This window comes from Caballeronia grimmiae (assembly GCF_022879615.1).
GTDB classification, from domain to species: domain Bacteria; phylum Pseudomonadota; class Gammaproteobacteria; order Burkholderiales; family Burkholderiaceae; genus Caballeronia; species Caballeronia grimmiae.
In genome coordinates this window covers 1,890,139-1,908,320 of the sequence record NZ_CP084271.1, presented here as the reverse complement: position 1 = coordinate 1,908,320, position 18,182 = coordinate 1,890,139, and the positions used below count along the sequence as shown (strand labels likewise).

Annotated in this window: 19 protein-coding genes, 1 tRNA gene and 1 riboswitch; of the genes, 10 read left to right on the top strand and 10 right to left on the bottom strand. The window is 62.5% G+C overall.

The annotated features are described in order from the left end of the window. Positions 1-54: 54 nt before the first annotated feature. Complete coding sequence (locus tag LDZ21_RS09220) at positions 55-267, bottom strand: YMGG-like glycine zipper-containing protein (protein WP_035960926.1); 213 nt, start codon at positions 265-267, stop codon at positions 55-57. Positions 268-448: 181 nt separating this feature from the next. Further along, positions 449-2,380: a phosphomethylpyrimidine synthase ThiC gene (gene thiC, locus LDZ21_RS09215; RefSeq protein WP_244792944.1), complete on the bottom strand. Its 1,932-nt coding sequence runs from the start codon at positions 2,378-2,380 to the stop codon at positions 449-451. A gap of 131 nt (positions 2,381-2,511) precedes the next feature. After that, a riboswitch (TPP riboswitch) is annotated at positions 2,512-2,653 on the bottom strand. 282 nt (positions 2,654-2,935) lie between these two features. Between thiC and LDZ21_RS09210 the strand changes: the two genes are divergently transcribed. Both LDZ21_RS09210 and LDZ21_RS09205 read left to right on the top strand, forming a co-directional pair. After that, positions 2,936-3,874 (top strand): EamA family transporter, encoded by a 939-nt coding sequence (locus LDZ21_RS09210; RefSeq protein ID WP_244792942.1) that lies wholly within the window; start codon positions 2,936-2,938, stop codon positions 3,872-3,874. A gap of 1,359 nt (positions 3,875-5,233) precedes the next feature. Continuing rightward, the gene (locus LDZ21_RS09205; protein ID WP_244792940.1) at positions 5,234-6,973 is read left to right on the top strand and encodes a YadA family autotransporter adhesin; all 1,740 of its coding nucleotides are present in this window, start codon (positions 5,234-5,236) and stop codon (positions 6,971-6,973) included. A 252-nt stretch (positions 6,974-7,225) separates the two neighbouring features. Here the strand turns inward: LDZ21_RS09205 and LDZ21_RS09200 are convergent, their stop codons facing one another. Both LDZ21_RS09200 and LDZ21_RS09195 read right to left on the bottom strand, forming a co-directional pair. Continuing rightward, positions 7,226-7,360: an entericidin A/B family lipoprotein gene (locus tag LDZ21_RS09200; RefSeq protein ID WP_244792938.1), complete on the bottom strand. Its 135-nt coding sequence runs from the start codon at positions 7,358-7,360 to the stop codon at positions 7,226-7,228. A gap of 158 nt (positions 7,361-7,518) precedes the next feature. Next, positions 7,519-8,970: a sensor histidine kinase gene (locus LDZ21_RS09195; protein WP_244792936.1), complete on the bottom strand. Its 1,452-nt coding sequence runs from the start codon at positions 8,968-8,970 to the stop codon at positions 7,519-7,521. A 163-nt stretch (positions 8,971-9,133) separates the two neighbouring features. On the opposite strand from LDZ21_RS09195, the gene LDZ21_RS09190 reads away from it, so the two are divergent. The 5 genes from LDZ21_RS09190 to LDZ21_RS09170 all read left to right on the top strand — a co-directional run bounded on the left by LDZ21_RS09190 (position 9,134) and on the right by LDZ21_RS09170 (position 11,530). Next, positions 9,134-9,310 (top strand): DUF1328 domain-containing protein, encoded by a 177-nt coding sequence (locus LDZ21_RS09190; protein WP_035960959.1) that lies wholly within the window; start codon positions 9,134-9,136, stop codon positions 9,308-9,310. An 89-nt stretch (positions 9,311-9,399) separates the two neighbouring features. Next, positions 9,400-9,561: a DUF1328 domain-containing protein gene (locus LDZ21_RS09185; protein ID WP_035960964.1), complete on the top strand. Its 162-nt coding sequence runs from the start codon at positions 9,400-9,402 to the stop codon at positions 9,559-9,561. Between the two features lie 157 nt (positions 9,562-9,718). After that, positions 9,719-10,294, top strand: a complete 576-nt coding sequence (locus LDZ21_RS09180) for a ferritin-like domain-containing protein (RefSeq protein WP_035960969.1) — start codon at positions 9,719-9,721, stop codon at positions 10,292-10,294. A 111-nt stretch (positions 10,295-10,405) separates the two neighbouring features. Then, on the top strand, positions 10,406-11,038 hold the full coding sequence (locus LDZ21_RS09175; RefSeq protein ID WP_035960975.1) for a response regulator: 633 nt from the start codon (positions 10,406-10,408) through the stop codon (positions 11,036-11,038). 51 nt (positions 11,039-11,089) lie between these two features. Next, positions 11,090-11,530 carry a response regulator gene (locus LDZ21_RS09170; protein WP_244792934.1) on the top strand — a complete coding sequence of 147 codons (441 nt, stop codon included), beginning with the start codon at positions 11,090-11,092 and terminating at the stop codon, positions 11,528-11,530. Positions 11,531-11,676: 146 nt separating this feature from the next. On the opposite strand, the gene LDZ21_RS09165 is transcribed toward LDZ21_RS09170, so the two are convergent. Both LDZ21_RS09165 and LDZ21_RS09160 read right to left on the bottom strand, forming a co-directional pair. After that, positions 11,677-12,915, bottom strand: coding sequence for an MFS transporter (locus tag LDZ21_RS09165; RefSeq protein ID WP_244792932.1), 1,239 nt, complete (start codon positions 12,913-12,915; stop codon positions 11,677-11,679). A 90-nt stretch (positions 12,916-13,005) separates the two neighbouring features. Further along, positions 13,006-13,353, bottom strand: coding sequence for a hypothetical protein (locus LDZ21_RS09160; RefSeq protein WP_244792931.1), 348 nt, complete (start codon positions 13,351-13,353; stop codon positions 13,006-13,008). 151 nt (positions 13,354-13,504) lie between these two features. Here LDZ21_RS09160 and LDZ21_RS09155 point away from each other — a divergent pair, with 151 nt between their 5' ends. Further along, complete coding sequence (locus tag LDZ21_RS09155) at positions 13,505-13,786, top strand: hypothetical protein (protein ID WP_244792929.1); 282 nt, start codon at positions 13,505-13,507, stop codon at positions 13,784-13,786. Positions 13,787-13,826: 40 nt separating this feature from the next. Here the strand turns inward: LDZ21_RS09155 and LDZ21_RS09150 are convergent, their stop codons facing one another. The 3 genes from LDZ21_RS09150 to LDZ21_RS09140 all read right to left on the bottom strand — a co-directional run bounded on the left by LDZ21_RS09150 (position 13,827) and on the right by LDZ21_RS09140 (position 15,393). Further along, on the bottom strand, positions 13,827-14,267 hold the full coding sequence (locus tag LDZ21_RS09150) for a DUF4279 domain-containing protein (protein WP_244792927.1): 441 nt from the start codon (positions 14,265-14,267) through the stop codon (positions 13,827-13,829). Next, positions 14,257-15,015 carry a hypothetical protein gene (locus LDZ21_RS09145; protein ID WP_244792925.1) on the bottom strand — a complete coding sequence of 253 codons (759 nt, stop codon included), beginning with the start codon at positions 15,013-15,015 and terminating at the stop codon, positions 14,257-14,259. The genes LDZ21_RS09150 and LDZ21_RS09145 overlap by 11 nt, the downstream gene beginning before the upstream one ends. A 293-nt stretch (positions 15,016-15,308) precedes the next feature. Then, positions 15,309-15,393: transfer RNA gene (locus LDZ21_RS09140), tRNA-Leu, on the bottom strand. Positions 15,394-15,562: 169 nt separating this feature from the next. Between LDZ21_RS09140 and LDZ21_RS09135 the strand changes: the two genes are divergently transcribed. Next, positions 15,563-16,147 carry a TMEM175 family protein gene (locus LDZ21_RS09135; RefSeq protein WP_035960993.1) on the top strand — a complete coding sequence of 195 codons (585 nt, stop codon included), beginning with the start codon at positions 15,563-15,565 and terminating at the stop codon, positions 16,145-16,147. 9 nt (positions 16,148-16,156) lie between these two features. Continuing rightward, the gene (locus LDZ21_RS09130; protein WP_244792923.1) at positions 16,157-16,615 is read left to right on the top strand and encodes a metallophosphoesterase family protein; all 459 of its coding nucleotides are present in this window, start codon (positions 16,157-16,159) and stop codon (positions 16,613-16,615) included. Between the two features lie 60 nt (positions 16,616-16,675). On the opposite strand, the gene proP is transcribed toward LDZ21_RS09130, so the two are convergent. Beyond that, positions 16,676-18,169: a glycine betaine/L-proline transporter ProP gene (gene proP / locus LDZ21_RS09125; RefSeq protein WP_244792921.1), complete on the bottom strand. Its 1,494-nt coding sequence runs from the start codon at positions 18,167-18,169 to the stop codon at positions 16,676-16,678. Positions 18,170-18,182 lie beyond the last annotated feature (13 nt).

The following is an 18,182-nucleotide window of genomic DNA, read 5'->3' as shown; positions in this document are numbered from 1 at the left end:
GGTCTGAAACAGCGGCGCGGTCAGGACCGGTCGCGCCGCGCGTGTGAGGTCCGATTATTTGCCAACCTGATTGCCGATGACCCCGCCGACCGCCGCGCCGCCCAGCGTCGAAAGCGCGCTGCCGCCGATCACCGCCCCGCCCGCTGCGCCGACGCCCGCGCCGATCGCGGTATCGCGTTGACGAGTGGTCATGCTGTCGCAGCCGGTCAGGCCGGCCATGAGTGCTACGACCATTGCAGCGGCGCCGATTTGTTTGATGTTTTTCATGTCGACTCTCCAATACGATGATGAAGTGAAACGGCTGCGGCTCGCATGGACAGCACCGCATAGGCTGCCGGTTCATGTAGTAAGGAGCAGGAAAGATGCCTGCATGCCTTTGCCGCGTCGACGAAAAAAGCCTGCCGCACGTCAGGCGCGACAGGCTTTTCCTGGTCAGGCAGCAGCAATATCAGGTCGGCTGGTAAATCTCCGCTCCCTTCTTCACGAACTCGATCGCCTTCGTCTGCATGCCGTGCGTGAGCGCATCGGTTTCGCTGACGCCTTGCTTGGCCGCGAAGTCCCGCACGTCCTGCGTGATCTTCATCGAGCAGAAATGCGGGCCGCACATCGAGCAGAAATGCGCGACCTTGGCCGAATCCTTCGGCAGCGTTTCATCGTGGAATTCGCGCGCCTTATCGGGATCGAGGCCCAGATTGAACTGGTCTTCCCAGCGGAACTCGAAGCGCGCCTTCGACAGCGCGTTGTCCCGCACCTGCGCGCCCGGATGACCCTTCGCCAGATCGGCCGCGTGCGCCGCGAGCTTGTACGTGATGATGCCTTCCTTCACGTCGTCCTTGTTCGGCAAGCCGAGATGCTCCTTCGGCGTGACATAGCAGAGCATGGCGGTGCCGAACCAGCCGATCATCGCCGCGCCGATGCCCGACGTGATGTGATCGTAGCCCGGTGCGATATCCGTGGTCAGCGGCCCGAGCGTGTAGAAGGGCGCCTCGTCGCACCATTGCAGCTGCAGGTCCATGTTCTCCTTGATGAGCTGCATCGGCACGTGGCCCGGACCTTCGATCATTACCTGCACGTCATGCTTCCACGCAACTTGCGTCAGCTCGCCGAGCGTCTTCAGTTCGCCGAGCTGGGCTTCGTCGTTGGCGTCGTAGATGGAACCGGGGCGCAGGCCGTCGCCGAGCGAGAACGAGACATCGTATTGCTTCATGATTTCGCAGATGTCCTCGAAGTGCTCGTAGAGGAAGCTCTCCTTGTGATGCGCGAGGCACCACTTCGCCATGATCGATCCGCCGCGCGACACGATGCCCGTCATGCGGTTCGCCGTCAGCGGCACGTATTGCAGGCGCACGCCGGCGTGGATCGTGAAGTAATCGACGCCTTGCTCGGCCTGCTCGATCAGCGTGTCGCGGAAGATTTCCCACGTCAGGTCTTCGGCCTTGCCGTTGACCTTCTCGAGCGCCTGATAGATCGGCACCGTGCCGATCGGCACCGGCGAATTGCGAATGATCCACTCGCGCGTCTCGTGAATGTGCTTGCCGGTCGACAGGTCCATCACCGTGTCGCCGCCCCAGCGGATCGCCCACGTCATCTTGTCGACTTCTTCGCCGATCGACGAGCTCACCGCCGAATTGCCGATGTTCGCGTTGATCTTCACGAGGAAATTGCGGCCGATGATCATCGGCTCGCTCTCCGGGTGATTGATGTTCGCGGGGATGATCGCGCGGCCGCGCGCCACTTCCTCGCGCACGAACTCGGGCGTGATCGCCTTCAGCGCGTCCTTGCCGAACGCTGCCGCGCCGAACGCCTGGCCGGGATGCTGGCGGCCCATCATCTGCGCGAGCTTTTCGCCGTTCGGACCGCTCGCCTTCAGGCTTTCCAGATACTCGGCGCGCCGCTGGTTTTCGCGGATGGCGATGTATTCCATCTCGGGCGTGACGATGCCCGCCCGTGCGTAGTGCATCTGCGTGACGTTCTTGCCCGCGACGGCGCGGCGCGGCTTGCGATGCAGGCCGGGGAAACGCAGTTCGGCGGTCTTCGGATCGGCGGCGCGCTCGCGGCCGAATTCGCTCGACAGGCCCGCGAGTTCTTCGGTGTCGCCGCGCTTCTCGATCCAGCCGGCGCGCAGTGCGGCCAGGCCGGAGCGGATGTCGATGCTCGCGTCGGGATCGGTGTACGGACCCGATGTGTCGTACACGTACACCGGCGGATTCTTCTCGCCGCCGAAGCCGTCGGGCGTGTCGGATTGCGTGATTTCGCGCATCGGCACGCGGATGTCCGGCGTCGATCCGCTTACGTAGACCTTGCGCGAGTTAGGCAGCGGCGCGATGGCGGCGGCATCGACGACAGCGTTTTCAGACAGAAACTTCGGATTGGCATTCATGCTGTATGTCTCCTGCAGGGACGAAAATTCCAGCGCGAGCTTGGACAAGCTCGGCTGACTCAGGAGCTAAACAGGGAGGAACGAGATGGAAAGGTCGGGCGCTGAAGATGCGGCGGTAGGTCATTCGAAAGCCGCAGTGCCCGAACGCTTCCCTGCGCTGGCATTATCCAGATCAGGTTCAAAGGGTATTTCTCACCCACGTGGCACGGGCGATTCGACCGGTGGTGCCGGTTCGAAATCGCGATGTGCAGCGCAGGACCCCCGCGTTAGCAGCCGCCACGATACACCGCACCGTGGTGCGTTGACAACCATCCCGAAAACGGCCGCATCGCGTCGCGCCGTTCCTGCATAATGGCGAGCGCCGCGTTTTAGGTGATTACCCGAAGCGCGGTTTCGCGACCGCCGCCGCTCTTCGTTCGCCTCTCGACCGCCCTTCCTTCGCATCATCATGCCGTTGTGTTTTCATCGTCCTGCACCGTCGTGCGGGCGTCGTGCTGTGAGTATTTCGGTTGTTTCCGCATGCGCCATGCGCCACGCGGTTTTCGCGGAGTAAGCATGTCCACTCCGATGCCGCGTCTGCCGTTCTCTTTTCCCGATCGCTTTCCGTTTCGCGCGCCTCGTTCTTTCCGGGGACAAGTCGTGCTCGCGCTCGCCGTCGTTTATCTCGTCTGGGGATCGACCTATCTCGGCATCCATCTGGCGCTCGAATCGTTTCCGCCGCTGATGCTCGGCGGCCTGCGCAATCTTTGCGCGGGCATCGGGCTATTTGCGATCGGCTTGCATCGCAAGGCGGTGCTGCCGAGTGCGCACGAAGTTCGCAATGCGGCGATCGTCGGAACCTTGCTCGAAGGTCTCTCGAGCGGAATGATGGCCTACGGCATGCGCACTGTCGGCACCGGCACGGCGGCGGTCATGGTCGCGACCGTGCCGCTCTTCGCGACCATCTTCACCGCGCTCGCCGGCCGCGCCGTGGCGAAGGGGGAGTGGTTCGCGGTGGCGCTCGGGCTTGTGGGCATCGTGGTGTTGAATCATGGCGATCCTTCGCCCGGTTCGACGCACGGCACGCTCGCGATTCTCTGCGCTGCGGTCTTCTGGGCGGGCGGCGCGCATCTCGCGGGGCGGCTTAGGCAGCCGTCCGATCTTCTGATGTCGACGGCGCTGCAGATCGGGTTAGGCGGGCTGATCGCGACGGGCATCGCGCTCATGGCGGGCGAGCGTCTGACGCATGTCGGCTTCGGCGCGGGCGTGTCGTTTCTGTATCTGATGCTGATCGGGTCGATGGCCGCTTACGTTGCGTATAACTTTCTGATCCGCCATACGAGCACGATTGTCGCGACGAGCTGCCTGTACGTGAATCCGATCGTCGCGGTGCTCTTGGGGGCGGTGCTCCTCGGCGAAGCTATTACGCAGTGGACGGTGGTTGCTACCGTCGTCATTCTGATTAGCGTGGGGTTGTCGTTCTGGTTTGATCGCCGGCGGCGGGGCGTGGCTTAAAGAGCGACTCTTTGAGTCGAGACCGGCGCAGTGCCGACGCAATACCGCCGCTGGGACTGGGTCGTCGCACTAGACGCACCGGGTGACTCTGCTTACGTCATGGCGTAGATTCAACTCTGGCGCAATACTGGGGCCGCGCAAGCGCGCGAAACTGCTCTGCGATGGTCCGAGCCTCGGTCGCCCGCCCGTCAGCGAATCCGATCTGCTGCGCCTTTTGAAGCCCGAACCGTTCAACGCAGGATACGGTGGATTACTCGCCGTTGCGCCTGCGGGATTCCATGCATCGCTTTCGTGGCTCTAATGCCCGATTCTTGCGCTTTCGCTCGTCGACCTACCCGAGGCGCCGAGGAACTATCCCGTCTTTACGAAACTGCGCGACCTGCTCGCAGAGCACATTAACGACTGTCAGGCGAAGAGCCTGCCGTATGGCGACCAAGACGTCTTCATCAATGTGATGCAGCGCCATGGATGACCGCGGAAGACAAGTTACTTGACTGCACGACGCTCAATACGACATACCAGTGTTAAACGCCCACGAAATTCATGGTGCATTAAATGGGTACGTTGCCTCAGCTTCGCGCACTAGTCATGCATCACGGCGATGAGATAAGTCGGGCGCTGGATACGACGCGCCTTTTAAACCTGCGGCCGAATAGGCGTTTCCGCGCGTCTTCGGCCGTCTGACAGCTGATGCACGAATAAACGCTGGCTGACCGCAATAATCGCGCACTGCTGCCACGTTGAAAGGTTGACTATTACCAAAACAGCGAATTCGCCTTTGAACTGGCAGGCGGGCCACTGCTTATGCTCTATGTTATTTGCTCGCGCGTTTGGGCAAGCGTCTCCAGTCTTCAAGATCGACTTAGCCTTTAAAACAGGCAGATTTATAATAATTCGATAAACAGAAAGCTGGCTTTCGTTTGTCTATATATGATGCTGTCTATTCCGGGCCGTCAATAGGTTCGTTATCCGAAGGAATAGATGACAATTGATTGATTGTCATCTCCGCATGTCATGTTCAGGATTCCTATAAGAAACGCTAGAAGTGAGAATTCGCATAACGTCGTTTGCTTGCTTCCAGTGTCATATCACAAGCCGGTTTCCTTCATGGAGTTGTGCGAACCGAGCGGTTTGTCACGGCAGCCCTTCTCGGTCAATAGGTTCAGGTGCAGAGCTATCGATAAAGGCAATGCAGGCGTTGTGCCGCCACATTGCTGAGCTAAAGCGTTCTTAACAGCTTCTCAAACACCAAGGCGTCGGAGGGCTTTTCGCGTAAGCGTAGAAAACGCTGCGTCGGGCAGACATAGCGAGTCCAAACGCAGCCAAAACACACCAAACTTTTTTTAAAAGGGGCTAGATATGAAAGCTCGTTCTTTTCGATTCAAGCCGGTGATGCTGGCGATTCTCGGTGGCATTACAGTACTAGCGGTGGCGAATGCTTCAGCAGGAACTATGACCGGCTTCAATAATCGCGTCGGTTCGTGGGTCACACGCGATGGTGTGAACGTCTTCGGCGATAATAATCACGTATTTGCGAGCGGAGTGATGGTTGGCGATGGGCAGACCAACGGCTTGAATGATAGTGTTGTGATCGGGAATTACGCTAGTTCGGACTACGGATCCTCCGGGGGGGACGAGATAGCGCCAGACAACCCGAACGCGGGTCCGGCCACTGCCATTGGAAGTTTCGCTTTCTCCGCCGCGAACGGCCTTGCTGCTGGTTCGCATGCGTCAGCCCAACTAACGGGTGTTGCTGTCGGAGCGTCTACGAAGGCCGAGGAGTCAGCAGTTGCAGTGGGTTTTCAAAGCAATGCAGGCTTTAACAGTGTGACGATCGGGGCGAATTCTCGTACGTTCTACAACTCCGTCGCGATAGGATCTAACGCGTCAGCAGAGTACGGGATGGCAATCGGAACGGATGCTAGCAGCGGCGGAAACGGCATTGCGATCGGCGCTGATTCTCTGGCGGGGGGAGACAGTACTGCGTTCGGCGTGGGCGCGCGAGCAGACTACTGGGGAACAGCAGTGGGTGAGGGTGCGACAGCAGTCAATATCGGCTCGGCAGCTTTCGGCAACAACTCGTTAGCGGTAGGTTCGGCTACCGCCATTGGTTCGAACGCGCATGCGGAAGGGGCGTACAGCACCGCGATTGGCGTAGGCACCAGTACGCCAGGCACTGGCTCAATCGCTATCGGAACGTACAGTGCTGCAGAGGGCGACTACAGCACCGCAGTCGGCGCAAACGCCAAGACTTGGGGCCGTGACTCGGTCGCCCTCGGGGACTTTAGTGATGACGGTGGTCAGAAAAAAGTGGTCAGCGTAGGTAGTTGGGCGATTCAACGTCGCATTATCAACGTGGCAGACGGCATCGACGGTAACGATGCAGTAAACGTAAACCAACTCAACGCCGTCAGCCAACTCGTGTCGCAAAACACGGCCAACATCCTGGCTCTCCAGAACAGCGGCACCCCGCTTCAATCAACCCTGCGCGCTGCCGCTCCGGTCGTCGGGGTCACGGCATCGGGCGCATCCGGTTCGCTCTTCGCAGCGAGCGGCAACGCCGGTGAAACCGCTGTAGCCACGGGCGCTCGCGCCACCGCGATGGGCGCAAACGCGCAAGCCGTCGCCGGCAATTCCGTCGCGCTGGGCGCCGATTCCGTCGCGGATCGCACGAACACCGTCTCGGTCGGCTCCTCGGGTAACGAACGTCAGATCACCAACGTTGCAGCCGGCACGCAAGGCACGGACGCAGTGAACGTCGATCAGCTGAACGACAAGGTCGCGCAGTCGAACGCCTATACAGACCAGGCGGTCGCGGGCGCCAACGCCCATACGGATCAGGCGATCGCGAGCGCAAAGCGTGACCTCGAGCACTACTCGGATCGCGCAACGGCATCGGTTCTGGCGATCCCGAGCATCCCTGTGCTGAATGCGGGTGAGAAGTGGGTCGGCACGGCTGTCGGTAACTACGGCAGCGCAACCGCAGTCGGCTTCGCAGCGGCCTATCAGGTGACGTCGAATCTGAACTTCGGCGTCGGCGTGTCGACGGCCAACAGCGGCCCGACGGCCGTGAAGGCGCAGGCCGGCTACCGCTGGTAATCACAGTTCGGCTGGGCGGCAATCACGCCTGTCCGGGTGACGATATCCATCACGGATGCGCATGCAGGAGCATTGCTCAACGCGCGATAACCTGATGCACATCTGAAACAAACCCGCCCGAGCAAGCGGGCGGGTTTGCTGCCGTTTGGAACGCCCGAAAACGCACGAAGCAAGCGCGCAAAAAAATCCCGCCGCGCAAGGCGGCGGGAAGTCAGCGAATACGCTTTTATCGAGCCGTAGCCCGCACCCGGCTTACTTATGCTCTTCGGCCGAATTGTGGATAGCCTGGCCGCCCTTCGAAATATCCTGGCCCGCGCCCGAGATGGTGTTGCAGCCCGCGAGCGCAGCCGTGCCGGCGATCAGCAGCAGAGCGATGATTCGAGTCATGTTCATTCCCCTTGAAGTGAAATGGCGTGGTTAATCGTGTCTAGGTTGGCCTGGGCCTCACCGGTGCTAACAATCATAAAAAACGCGGGCGGGGCTCGGCTGTAGGCACGCATGTGTTTTTCTCGTCAGCGCAATCCGTACTTCTCGTCGGCATCGTCCTACGCGGCGGAACGCGCCGGTGTCGCAACGGCATCGCCATGAACGCGCTCGCGCGGCATCGATACGTGGATGCTCGTGCCGTGCGGCTTCACTCGCTCGATCTCGAAGCGCCCGCCACGCGCCGACACGCGCTGCCGCATGCCGACGAGCCCATGCGTCTGCGTACGCTTCAAATCCTGCGGCCGGATGCCGATGCCGTCGTCGGCGATGTGCAGCGACACGCTCGCCTGATCCATCGTCAGCGCGACGCGGATGTTGCTCGCGCGCGCATACTTCGCCGCGTTCGTCAGCGTTTCCTGCGCGACCCGGAAGAGCGCGATCTCGATCGCTTCGCCGAGCTTCGGGTCGTCGTCGGGCAAGTCGAACGACACCGCCCAGTTGTTGCGCTGCGCGGCTTCATCGACGAGCCCGCGCAGCGCCGTCACGAGCCCGAAATTCGCTAGCACGGTAGGCCGCATGTCCTCGATGATGCGGCGCTTCAGCGCAATGCCCTGATCCAGATTGCCGATGGCGCGCGTGAGTTTCTCCGCCATCGCCGGTTCCGTTTCGCGCAGCTTGCCGCGCACCCACGCCACATCCATCTTGCTCGCCGTGAGGATGGAACCCAACTCGTCGTGCAGTTCGCGGGCGAGTTCTGTTTTCTCGTTTTCGCTCACCGACTGCAGATGCCACGCAAGCGCTTCGAGTTGCCGGGTGCGCTCGAAGACGAGTTGGTCCAGCTCTTCCTGCTGCGTGATGAGTTCCCGCTGCACGCGATCCTGCTTGTCGAGCTGAATGCCGAGGTTGCGGAAAAGCAGCACGAACAGCACGATGTTCAGCGCACACAATGCGCCGACACACAGCGTCGAAATGCGCTGATCGGCGCGGCTCGCATCGAGTGCGTGCTGCGCGCGCTGCTCTTCGTTCAGGCGTAACAGCGAGAGGGCGGCGTCGAGCGTGGCGTCGTCGGAGGCGGGCCGCGCTTCGGGTTGCGAAGGCGTGGCGAGCCGCGCGGCGCCTCGCTCGATTTCCTCGTTCGCCGCAGCGCTGATCTGCGCGAAGCTGGCAAGCGCCGTGTCGTCGCCGATGCGGCGGTAATAGGCATCGAGCGTCGCGAGGGCGCGGCGCACGTGCGCCGTCGTTTGCTCGAATTGCGCCTTGTAGGCGGGCTCCGGTTTCAGTGCGAACGCGCGTCCCTGGGCGGAGAGCGTCGTGATGTCGGCGGCGAGCGCGGACAGGTCGGCGGTGGCGCTTTTGGCATCGAGCGCGGTCTCGTATTCGGCCGCGATGCGCATGCGCCCCGACTCCAGAATCACGAGGCCGCCCACCGTGATGACGATCGCGACGGTCATTGCCACCAGCCAGCTATAGCGGCGCATCCATTCGTTGATGCGGGCAAGGCCGGCGTGGGCCCGGGTCGGCGCTTCGTCGTGCGCGGTGCGCGGCGGCACGGCGCGGGGTGCGTGGCTCATAGAGTGGGTCTGGCGTCGCCCGGGCGTCGGATGGTTCTCCCGCGCGAGTCGATTGAAAGCTAATGTCGGTGGATTCTCACAGCAAAAAAGGAGCCAGCCCGAATGCGCGCGACGCGCCGCATCGCTAGGATGGGTTCACCATCCATTCCTACGGGGAAAGATCATGCTGAAGTGGGCACTGTTCTTTGCGATCGTCGCGGTCATCGCCGGTCTTCTGGGCTTCACCGGCGTCGCGGCCGGCGCGGCGACCATCGCAAAATTCCTGTTTGTCCTTTTCCTGATTCTGTGCGTCGTGTTTCTGGTGCTCGGGTTCGTCATCACCAAGAAAGCGATCGATTAGCGGGCCTGCTTCGATGATCGGCGGCGCGTGGCGCAAGGCCATCGCGCGGCCCTCGACGCAATGACAGGCACGATCAACGAGGAGGTTTCATGCTGCGCTACGCCGCCGTTTTTTTCGTGATCGCGATTATTGCCGCGGTGTTCGGCTTCACGGGCATCGCGGCGGGCGCGGCGGAAATCGCGAAGATCCTGTTCTATATTTTCCTGGTCGTATTCGTCGTTACCCTGTTGCTCGGTGTGTTCAAGACATGACGGCCCCGCCGCTTCGACGGCGGCTTCATCTTGACGATTTCGCGAGCGGGCACGGCGCGTGCATCGGAGTTCTTCATCGGATAGCGGCGCGCTATGGGGCGCACGGGCGAACCGCGCCACCGCTACCGTCCATCACCATTCCACAGGAGCCAATCAAATGTCCAATTCGTCTGCTGTAACCGCCGCGCCGGGCCAATCCTCGGACGCCTTTGTCCTCGACGTCGAGAAGATCCGGAACGACGCGCGCCAGCACATGGACGAGGGCCCCGTCACGGCGACCTATAGCGCGGATCGCGAGACCGTGCTCAAGCTGCTCAACGACGCGCTCGCGACCGAGTGGGTCTGCGTGCTGCGCTATAAGCGCCACTATTTCATGGCGAAGGGCATCCACTCGGAAGCCGTCGCGCAGGAGTTCGCCGAGCACGCGACCGAAGAGCAGGAACACGCCGACATGCTCGCGGAACGCATCGTCCAGCTGGGCGGCGAGCCGAACTTCGCGCCGGACAGCCTGAAGTCGCGCGCCCATTCCGAGTACAAGGAAGGCGCCGACCTCATCGACATGATTCGCGAGAACCTGATCGCTGAACGGATTGCGATCGATACCTATCGCGAGATCATCCGTTATCTCGGCGACAAGGACGTCACGACGCGCCGCCTCTTCGAAGAGATTCTGGCGGTCGAAGAGGAGCACGCCGACGACATGGCCGATTTGCTCGAAGGCCGCAACGGCTAAGTTGAACGAACCGAAGCGGGCGATGCGCGGGCGAGTGGAACCGCGCATCGCGCGTCGGGCAAGCATGCGTAAAATGACCGTTCACTCATTACAGCAGCGCGGACGGCGCGAATGATTCGAGTCTTGATAGCCGACGATCATGCGATCGTGCGCAGCGGGTTCAGGCAATTCGTCGCCGATGAACCCGACATGGAAGTGGCGGCAGAAGCATCGACCGGCGACGAAACGATCGCGCTCGTGCGCGAGCAGGCGTTCGACGTGGTGTTGCTCGACATCGCGATGCCCGACAAGAACGGCGTCGACACCTTGCGCGTCATCAAGCAGATTCGGCCGCAGCAGGGCGTGCTGATGCTGTCGGGCTTTCCCGAGAGCCAGTACGCGATCAACCTGCTGAAGGCGGGCGCGAACGGCTATCTGAACAAGGACGCCGCGCCCGATGAGATCGTGCGGGCGATACGCACGGTGGCGCGCGGGCATCGCTATCTGTCGGAGTTTATCGCCGATGCGCTCGCCGACAAGCTCGACAAGCCGGCGGCGGAAAGGCCGCACGAGACGCTGTCGGAGCGCGAGTTTCAGATTTTTTGCAAGCTTGCGGGCGGCCGGATTCCGACGGAGATCGCGCAGGAGTTGCATCTGTCGGTGAAGACGGTGAGTACGTACCGGGCACGCGTGCTGGAGAAGATGCGGCTGTCGAACAACGCCGATCTCACGTATTACGCGATCAAGAACGGGTTGATCGAATAGCGCAGCGTTTCCATGTGCGACGAGGAAGCAGTAAAGCGGAGGATGCCCGCCGTGGGCCACATCATCATCGACGATTCGGCACAGCAGAAGACACCGCGCGGCGGGCCGCTCGCGGTGCTGCTGATCGAGGATTCGCCGCTGATCCGCGGCAGTCTCACTGAAGCCATCGAGGCGCTCGGACCGTGGCGCGTGACCGCTTTCGCCGATGCCCCGCAAGAGGCCATCGCGTTGCTGTCGTCACAGCCGTTCGATGCGGTGATCGTCGATCTGCAGTTGAAACGCGGATCGGGAATCGACGTGCTCGCGTGGCTCAAGGAGTCGGGCGAGTCGCGTCTGGCGGACGATGCGTTCATCGTCGTACTGACGAATCATGCGCTACCGGCTTATCGCGAACGGTGCCTGCAGTATGGCGTGCGCCATTTCTTCGATAAGTCGCTCGAGTTCGATCGCGTGCTCGATGCGCTGGAGGAATATGCGCGGGAGAGGGTGTGAGCTTACTCGCGTTGGGGCGCGGGTCGTTGCGCTTCGCGCTTGGCGTGTTGGATAGCCGAGTGCATGGTTTCTCGCGGGCCTTACGCATTTTTGCGGGCGTAAAGGGCCGCTGAGCATCCGCCACAGCAGTATTCTTCCCTAACCCGTCACGCTCCGCTTCGCGCGTCCAAACGGCCCTCGCGTCCGCGCCAGTGGCTAAACCCGGCCAGCGCCGTCGCGGCCAGTCCGACGATGCACACGCCCATCCATCCCATTGCGTGCCAGGCGAGCGATGCCAGCGCCGATCCCACCGCGCCGCCGATGAAGTACGCCACCATATACACCGTGTTGACGCGGCTGCGTGCCTCGGGCTTCAGCGCGTAGATGCGCGACTGGTTGGAAATCTGCGCGGCCTGCACGCCGACATCGAGCACGATCACGCCGATGACGAGTCCCGCGATGCTCCTCGACGACAGCGCGAACACGACGAACGACACCGCCACGAGCACGATAGACAGCGTGATGACCGCCCGCGGCCCGCGCTTGTCCGCCGACTTGCCCGCAAGCGGCGCGGCCAGCGCGCCCGCTGCCCCGACGATGCCGAACAGTCCCGCCGCCTGCGGACCCATATGAAACGGCTCGCCGGCGAGCAACAACGTGAGCAGCGACCAGAACGCGCTGAAGCCAGCGAAAAGCGCGCCGCCCGTCAGCGCGGCTTCGCGCAGCGCGGCGCTCTCGGCGGTCAGATGCCACATCGACGCAAGCAGCTTGCCGTAGGAGAGCGTCGATGTCGGACGGCTTTTCGGCAGCCGCATCATCACGACGACCGCGAGCGCGATCGTCGCCACCACGGACGCCGCGAACACGGCGCGCCATCCGAAGTACTGCGCGACGAAGCCCGAGACCGTGCGGGCGAGCAGAATGCCGAGAAGCAGCCCGCTCATGACGGTGCCGACCGCATGGCCGCGCTCGGCGGGGGGCGCGAGTTCCGCGGCGAAGGGCACGGCCTGCTGCGCAATCGTCGATACGACGCCTATCGCGAGACTGGCCGCGATGAGCACCGCGAGCGTCGGCGCGGCGCTCGCCACGATCAGCGCGACGCCCAGCGCCGCGAGCTGCATGAGGATCAGCGTGCGCCGGTCGAAGCGATCGCCGAGCGGCGCGAGCATCAGCATGCCGAACGCATAGCCGAGTTGCGTCGCGGCGGGCACGGCGCCGATCAGATAGGCGCTTTGAGGAAACGACGCCCGGAAATCCCCGAGCAGCGGCTGATTGAAGTAGATGTTCGCGACCGACACGCCGGCAATCGTCGCGAGCAGCCAGAGCGTCGCGCGAGAGTAGTGGGGATGGTGCTCGGGCGTGTGGTCGTGAGAGGACTGCGGCGACTGATGCGATGACGCGGACATGGTTCCTTCCGTCGGACGGGCGAGGGCGGCTTGCGGCAAGCCGCCGATCATACTGGAGACGGAAGCGCTTTGCCGAACGCGCGGCGGTGCTTACTCGTCGTCGGCGGCGGGCGGTTTGGGCACGAGCTTCGCCGGCGCGAGCCACTGGAACGTCGTCAGCGTGTCGTCGCTGAAGGTGCATTCGGCGGCGGCGGGGGTGTCGGCGGCTTTCGTAGCGGGCGGCTTCGGCGGCGTTTCGATCGTGCCATGCACGACGACGCGCGAGCCATGCATCGCCGCGCTGGAGCCGGTGAGCTTGAGCGGCGCGCTCGCGGCGTCCGGATAATCGGCGCGCATGCGGTCCTTGCAAGCATCGATGTTGCGGTAATAGGACGTGCAGCCGGCCAAAAGCGCGAGTGGAATCGAGAGAAGCAGGAGCAGGCGGGAGCGAGTGTTCATCGATGGAACCGGTCGATGCCCGATGCGGCGCGGGCATCGGAGCGAAATGAGGATGGGCGGCGAGCTTTATAACACGCGCAAAGCACTTGTTCGAGGTTCGGGCGCGGTAGCACAATCGGCGGGAGCAATTCTCGGCGATGCAGAGGCGGCCATGCAAAAGGACATCGAAGTGGGCGATTACATGCTCGCCATGAGCGCCGTCCCGAAGCCGCGTCCGGGCGATGACGAAACCGACGCGTGGATCGAAGGCTACGCTGTCCGCGTGCGGGTGACGCGCGTCGACGGGCAGCCGGTACACGGCTCGACGCTCGCGGACGATTCAGGCGAGATGACGGGTGATCGCGGGCCTTTTGAAACCGTCGCGCAGGCGATGGCGCACGGGGAGGCGTGGGGCCGGCACTATGTGGCGCGGGTGCTGGGGCATGGGGTGTGACGGGGAATTCGACGTTGCCCGAAGGAATTCCCCACACGGTTCATTCGTACTCGTCTATCTCGATGGTCCCGCCCATCTCGTCCATCATCGCGCGAATGTCGGCGGGCACGTCCGGGACGCGGTCGCCAGATGCGTTGTCCCAATAGCACCAGAGGGCCAGATTTGCGCCTTGCGCCTCCATCAACGCACGCACTTGGGTGCGCGGGAGTCCGAGATAACTTTTGATGTAGCGCAAGTGCGGCGAGAGGGCGTCGCTTTCCACGGCTGGCCTGCTTTCGACCGCCCATAACCCGAGCTTGCCCGGGCGCGGGCTCATTCGTCCGGACGGCAGCTTGTAGGGTTTGCCCTTCGTGATCGTCCTGCTCGGCTGAATGCCGAAGAACGAGGTCCAGAACTCTGGCTCGACTGACTCCCCCGAGATGATCAGCGTCGCGTGCGCGAGCGCGTGCGGCTTGGTCGCGTGCGTGTCGTTAGGGCGCATAGTTGTGAATATTGTCGTCGAGAATTTGCTTTCCGAACTCAACGCTTCCATCGTCATGAAAGACGACGTTGTCGGACGGTCTCAGGCCGTTGGCAGGTTTGAACACGTGGAGCATCTCGCTGAACGTGTTCTCGTCATAGCCAAGCATCTTGGCCGCGAAGCGGGGGTTGTTCGTGCTTGCCGCGAGGTCGAGCATGTCATCGCTCGGCACATCGGGCATGTACTCGAACGGTTGCGCGTTGTTGAGTGCAGTGGCGATCGTTCCATCAGGGAGTATGTCGCCCGGATTCGCGGCCATGATTGCTGCGAAATCATTGGCCGGCAATCGCGGCAGTGTCGGAGGCGCGAACGAGCGGACAGCCGCCACGACACCCGCTGCACGCCCAAAAGCCTGCGATGGGGTAAGCGCAAAGCCGCGTGCGTGCGGTCTGGCTGCCTCGCCTGCACCGCTGCCGCTTGTATGAACAGACATGGCAACTGGCGGCGCGTCCGGGACCGTAACGAGTTCGCCTGAATCGATCGCGCGTTCTATCTTCCATCGAAGGTTGTCCCGATCCGTCTCGTCTAACCTCAATAGATGGCTGAGCTTCGCGATGAATTCTGCATCATGTAACCACGTGAATTTATCGGCCAGAAAACTGCGCGCCGCGTGCGCAGCCCGTTGCTTCTCGATTGCGTTGCTGAAACGAACGTCGCGCCGATGAACGATCGTGAGCGAGCCATTTTGCGCCCTGATGCCGTTTCGCAATGTCCCTCCCTCTGCATGTAAGGCTGCCGATGACAGCACGGAAAGAAGGGCGCGCCTTCACCCGCCGGGGCGACTTAACGATGTCGGCCGCTTCCCTTGAACATTAGCTAGCTTATGCAATGTCGGCAGTCCGTTTGTTGAGCTTTGTTAAGGGCGGAATACGGTTCTGTCCCGGCTCTGTCCAGTGGAATCACTTGCGCCCGGCCTTGATTCCGTCCAGGCAAACAAAAAACCCCGAGAGCCTTATGCTGTCGGGGTTCCTGGTACTACCATGCCATCGCTTGCCAACTTCTTGGTGCCGGGGACCGGACTCGAACCGGCAAGCCGTTAGGCGGCGGATTTTAAGTCCGCTATGTTTACCAATTTCATCACCCCGGCAGGGCGGACGCGATTCTACCATCGCACCGGCCGCGCCAAAACCGCCAAAACGCCTGCCGTATCGCTCGGACGCGCATATTGAAAGCCATTCGACAACCCCACGCGCCTCCCGCATAATCGCCGACTGATCCGCCTTCGCTCGATCGAAGCCAACACGAAAGGACACTCAATGGGCAAGACCCGGCTCGAAGCGTTCAGCGATGGCGTCATCGCCATCATCATCACGATCATGGTGCTGGAACTCAAAGTCCCGCACGGCGACGACTTCAGCGCGCTCGCGCCGCTCGTTCCCGTGCTCGCCGCCTACGTGCTCAGTTTCATCTACGTCGGCATCTACTGGAGCAATCACCACCACCTGCTGCACGCAATCAAACGCGTCAACGGCTCGGTCCTGTGGGCGAACCTGCATCTGCTCTTCTGGCTGTCCCTCTTTCCGTTCACGACGAACTGGATGGGCGAGAATCATCTCACCGCCGTTCCGACCGCCTGCTATGGCTTCGTGCTGTTCATGACGGCCGTCGCGTACTACATCCTCACGCGCGCTCTCATTTCGATGCACGGAGAAAACTCCGCGCTCGAACGGGCGCTCGGCGCCGATCGCAAGGGCAAGATTTCCGTGTTGCTCTATCTCGTGGCGATCGCCGTGTCGTTCTGGCAGCCGTGGCTCGCCGCCGCCATCTATGCGCTCGTCGCGGCCGGCTGGCTCGTGCCGGATCGACGCATCGAACGCATGCTGCTCACCGAAGAACAATAAGCTCGCGCCATGCGCATCGGCCTCATCTCCGACACGCACAACCTCGTGCGCCCCGAAGCGCTCGACGCACTGCGCGATTGCGAGCACATCATCCACGCGGGCGATATCTGCAAGCGCGAAGTTCTCGACGCGCTCGCGGCCCTCGCGCCGCTCACCGTCGTGCGCGGCAATAACGACATCGGCGAAAGCGTTGCGTCGTTACCCGAACATGCGCGCATCGAACTGGGCGGCGCGACGATCCACATCGTCCACGATATCGCCGACGCGCCCGCCCAGCTCGACGGCGTCGATGTCGTCGTGACCGGGCATTCGCACAAGCCGGTCGTCGCGCGGCGCGACGGCGTGGTGTTCGTCAATCCGGGCAGCGCGGGGCCGCGACGCTTCAGGTTGCCCGTGACCGTCGGACTGCTCGATATCGACATCGATACGAAAGCCATCGACGCGCGCATCGTCACGCTCATCGCGTAGATGCAAAAAGGGCCGGCGCATTACACGCCGGCCCTTCGTCATTCGGATGAACGCAATCGCTTACGCGCGAGCGGCGTTATCGAACAGCGAATCGTCCATCTCGGCGGCCTCGCGATGACCACGCAGGATCGCATGCGCTTCCGAATGCGACCCCACCGCGGGCGGCGAGCCCTTCAGCGGCTTCTTCGCCGTCTCGTGCAGCGCCAGCACCGACACGATGCCGATCACCGATGCGCCCATCAGATAGTACGCGGGCATCATCAGCATGCCGGTCTTGTCGACGAGCCATGCCGTCACGAGCGGCGTCGTGCCGCCGAACAGCGACACCGACACGTTGAAGCCGATCGCCAGCGCGCCGTAGCGGATCTTCGTCGGGAACAGCGCCGGCAGCGACGACGGCATCACGCCGGTGAACGTCGACAGCAGCGCGCCCAGAATCATCATGCCCGCGAACACCGACGGCACCGTGCCGACGCGGATCAGCGAGAGAGCCGGAATCGACAGCAGCAGCAAGCCCACGCAGCCCGCGAGCATGACCGGCTTGCGGCCGATCGCATCCGAGAGACGTCCGGCGAGCAGCGTGAGCGGAACCATCAGCACCATCACGACCAGCACTATGAAGAGGCCGTGCGTTTCGTTGAACTTGAGCGTCGCCGACAGATAGCTCGGCAGATACGACAGCGCCATGTAGTCCGTCACGTTGAAGATCAGCACGAGGCCGACGCATTGCAAAAGCGGCTTCCATTGCTGCATGAGCGTTTCGCGGAACTGCGTCTTCGTCGTCTGGTGCGCGGAGGCCTCCATCTTGTCGGCTTCGCGCTGGAACGCGGGCGTCTCTTCGAGCTTGATGCGGATATAGAGACCGATCAGCCCGAGCGGACCTGCGACCAGGAACGGAATGCGCCAGCCCCAGCCGAGCAGCGCGTCGTGCGACAGCACGGCGGTCAGCACCGCCACCACGCCCGCGCCGAGCACATAGCCGACGAGCGTGCCGCATTCCAGAAAGCTCGACATGAAGCCGCGCTTCTTGTCCGGCGAGAATTCGGCGATGAACGTCGCCGCGCCGCCGTACTCGCCGCCGGTCGAGAAGCCTTGCACCAGGCGCGCGACCAGCAGCAGCACGGGCGCCATCACGCCGATGGTGTCGTAGCTCGGAATCAGGCCGATGCAGAACGTGCCGATGGCCATCATGATCATCGTCATCGCGAGCACGCGCTTGCGGCCGATGCGGTCGCCGAGCGGGCCGAACACCATGCCGCCGAGCGGACGCACGAGGAACGCGGCCGCGAAGGTGCCGAAGGTCGCGAGCAACTGTGCGGTCGGATTGCTCGACGGAAAGAACACCTTGCCGAGCGTCACGGCAATGTAGCTATACACGCCGAAGTCGAACCATTCCATCGCATTGCCGATGGCCATGGCGCCGACAGCGCGCTTCAGGAGAGATTGATCGACGATGGTGATGTCGTCGAGCGTAAGGCCGTTCGATGCATTCGCCGCATTCGCTGCGTCGGATGTCTTGTGTGTGCGCCAAAGGCCGTCGTGTAGGGCGGTCATACGTTGAAAAGCT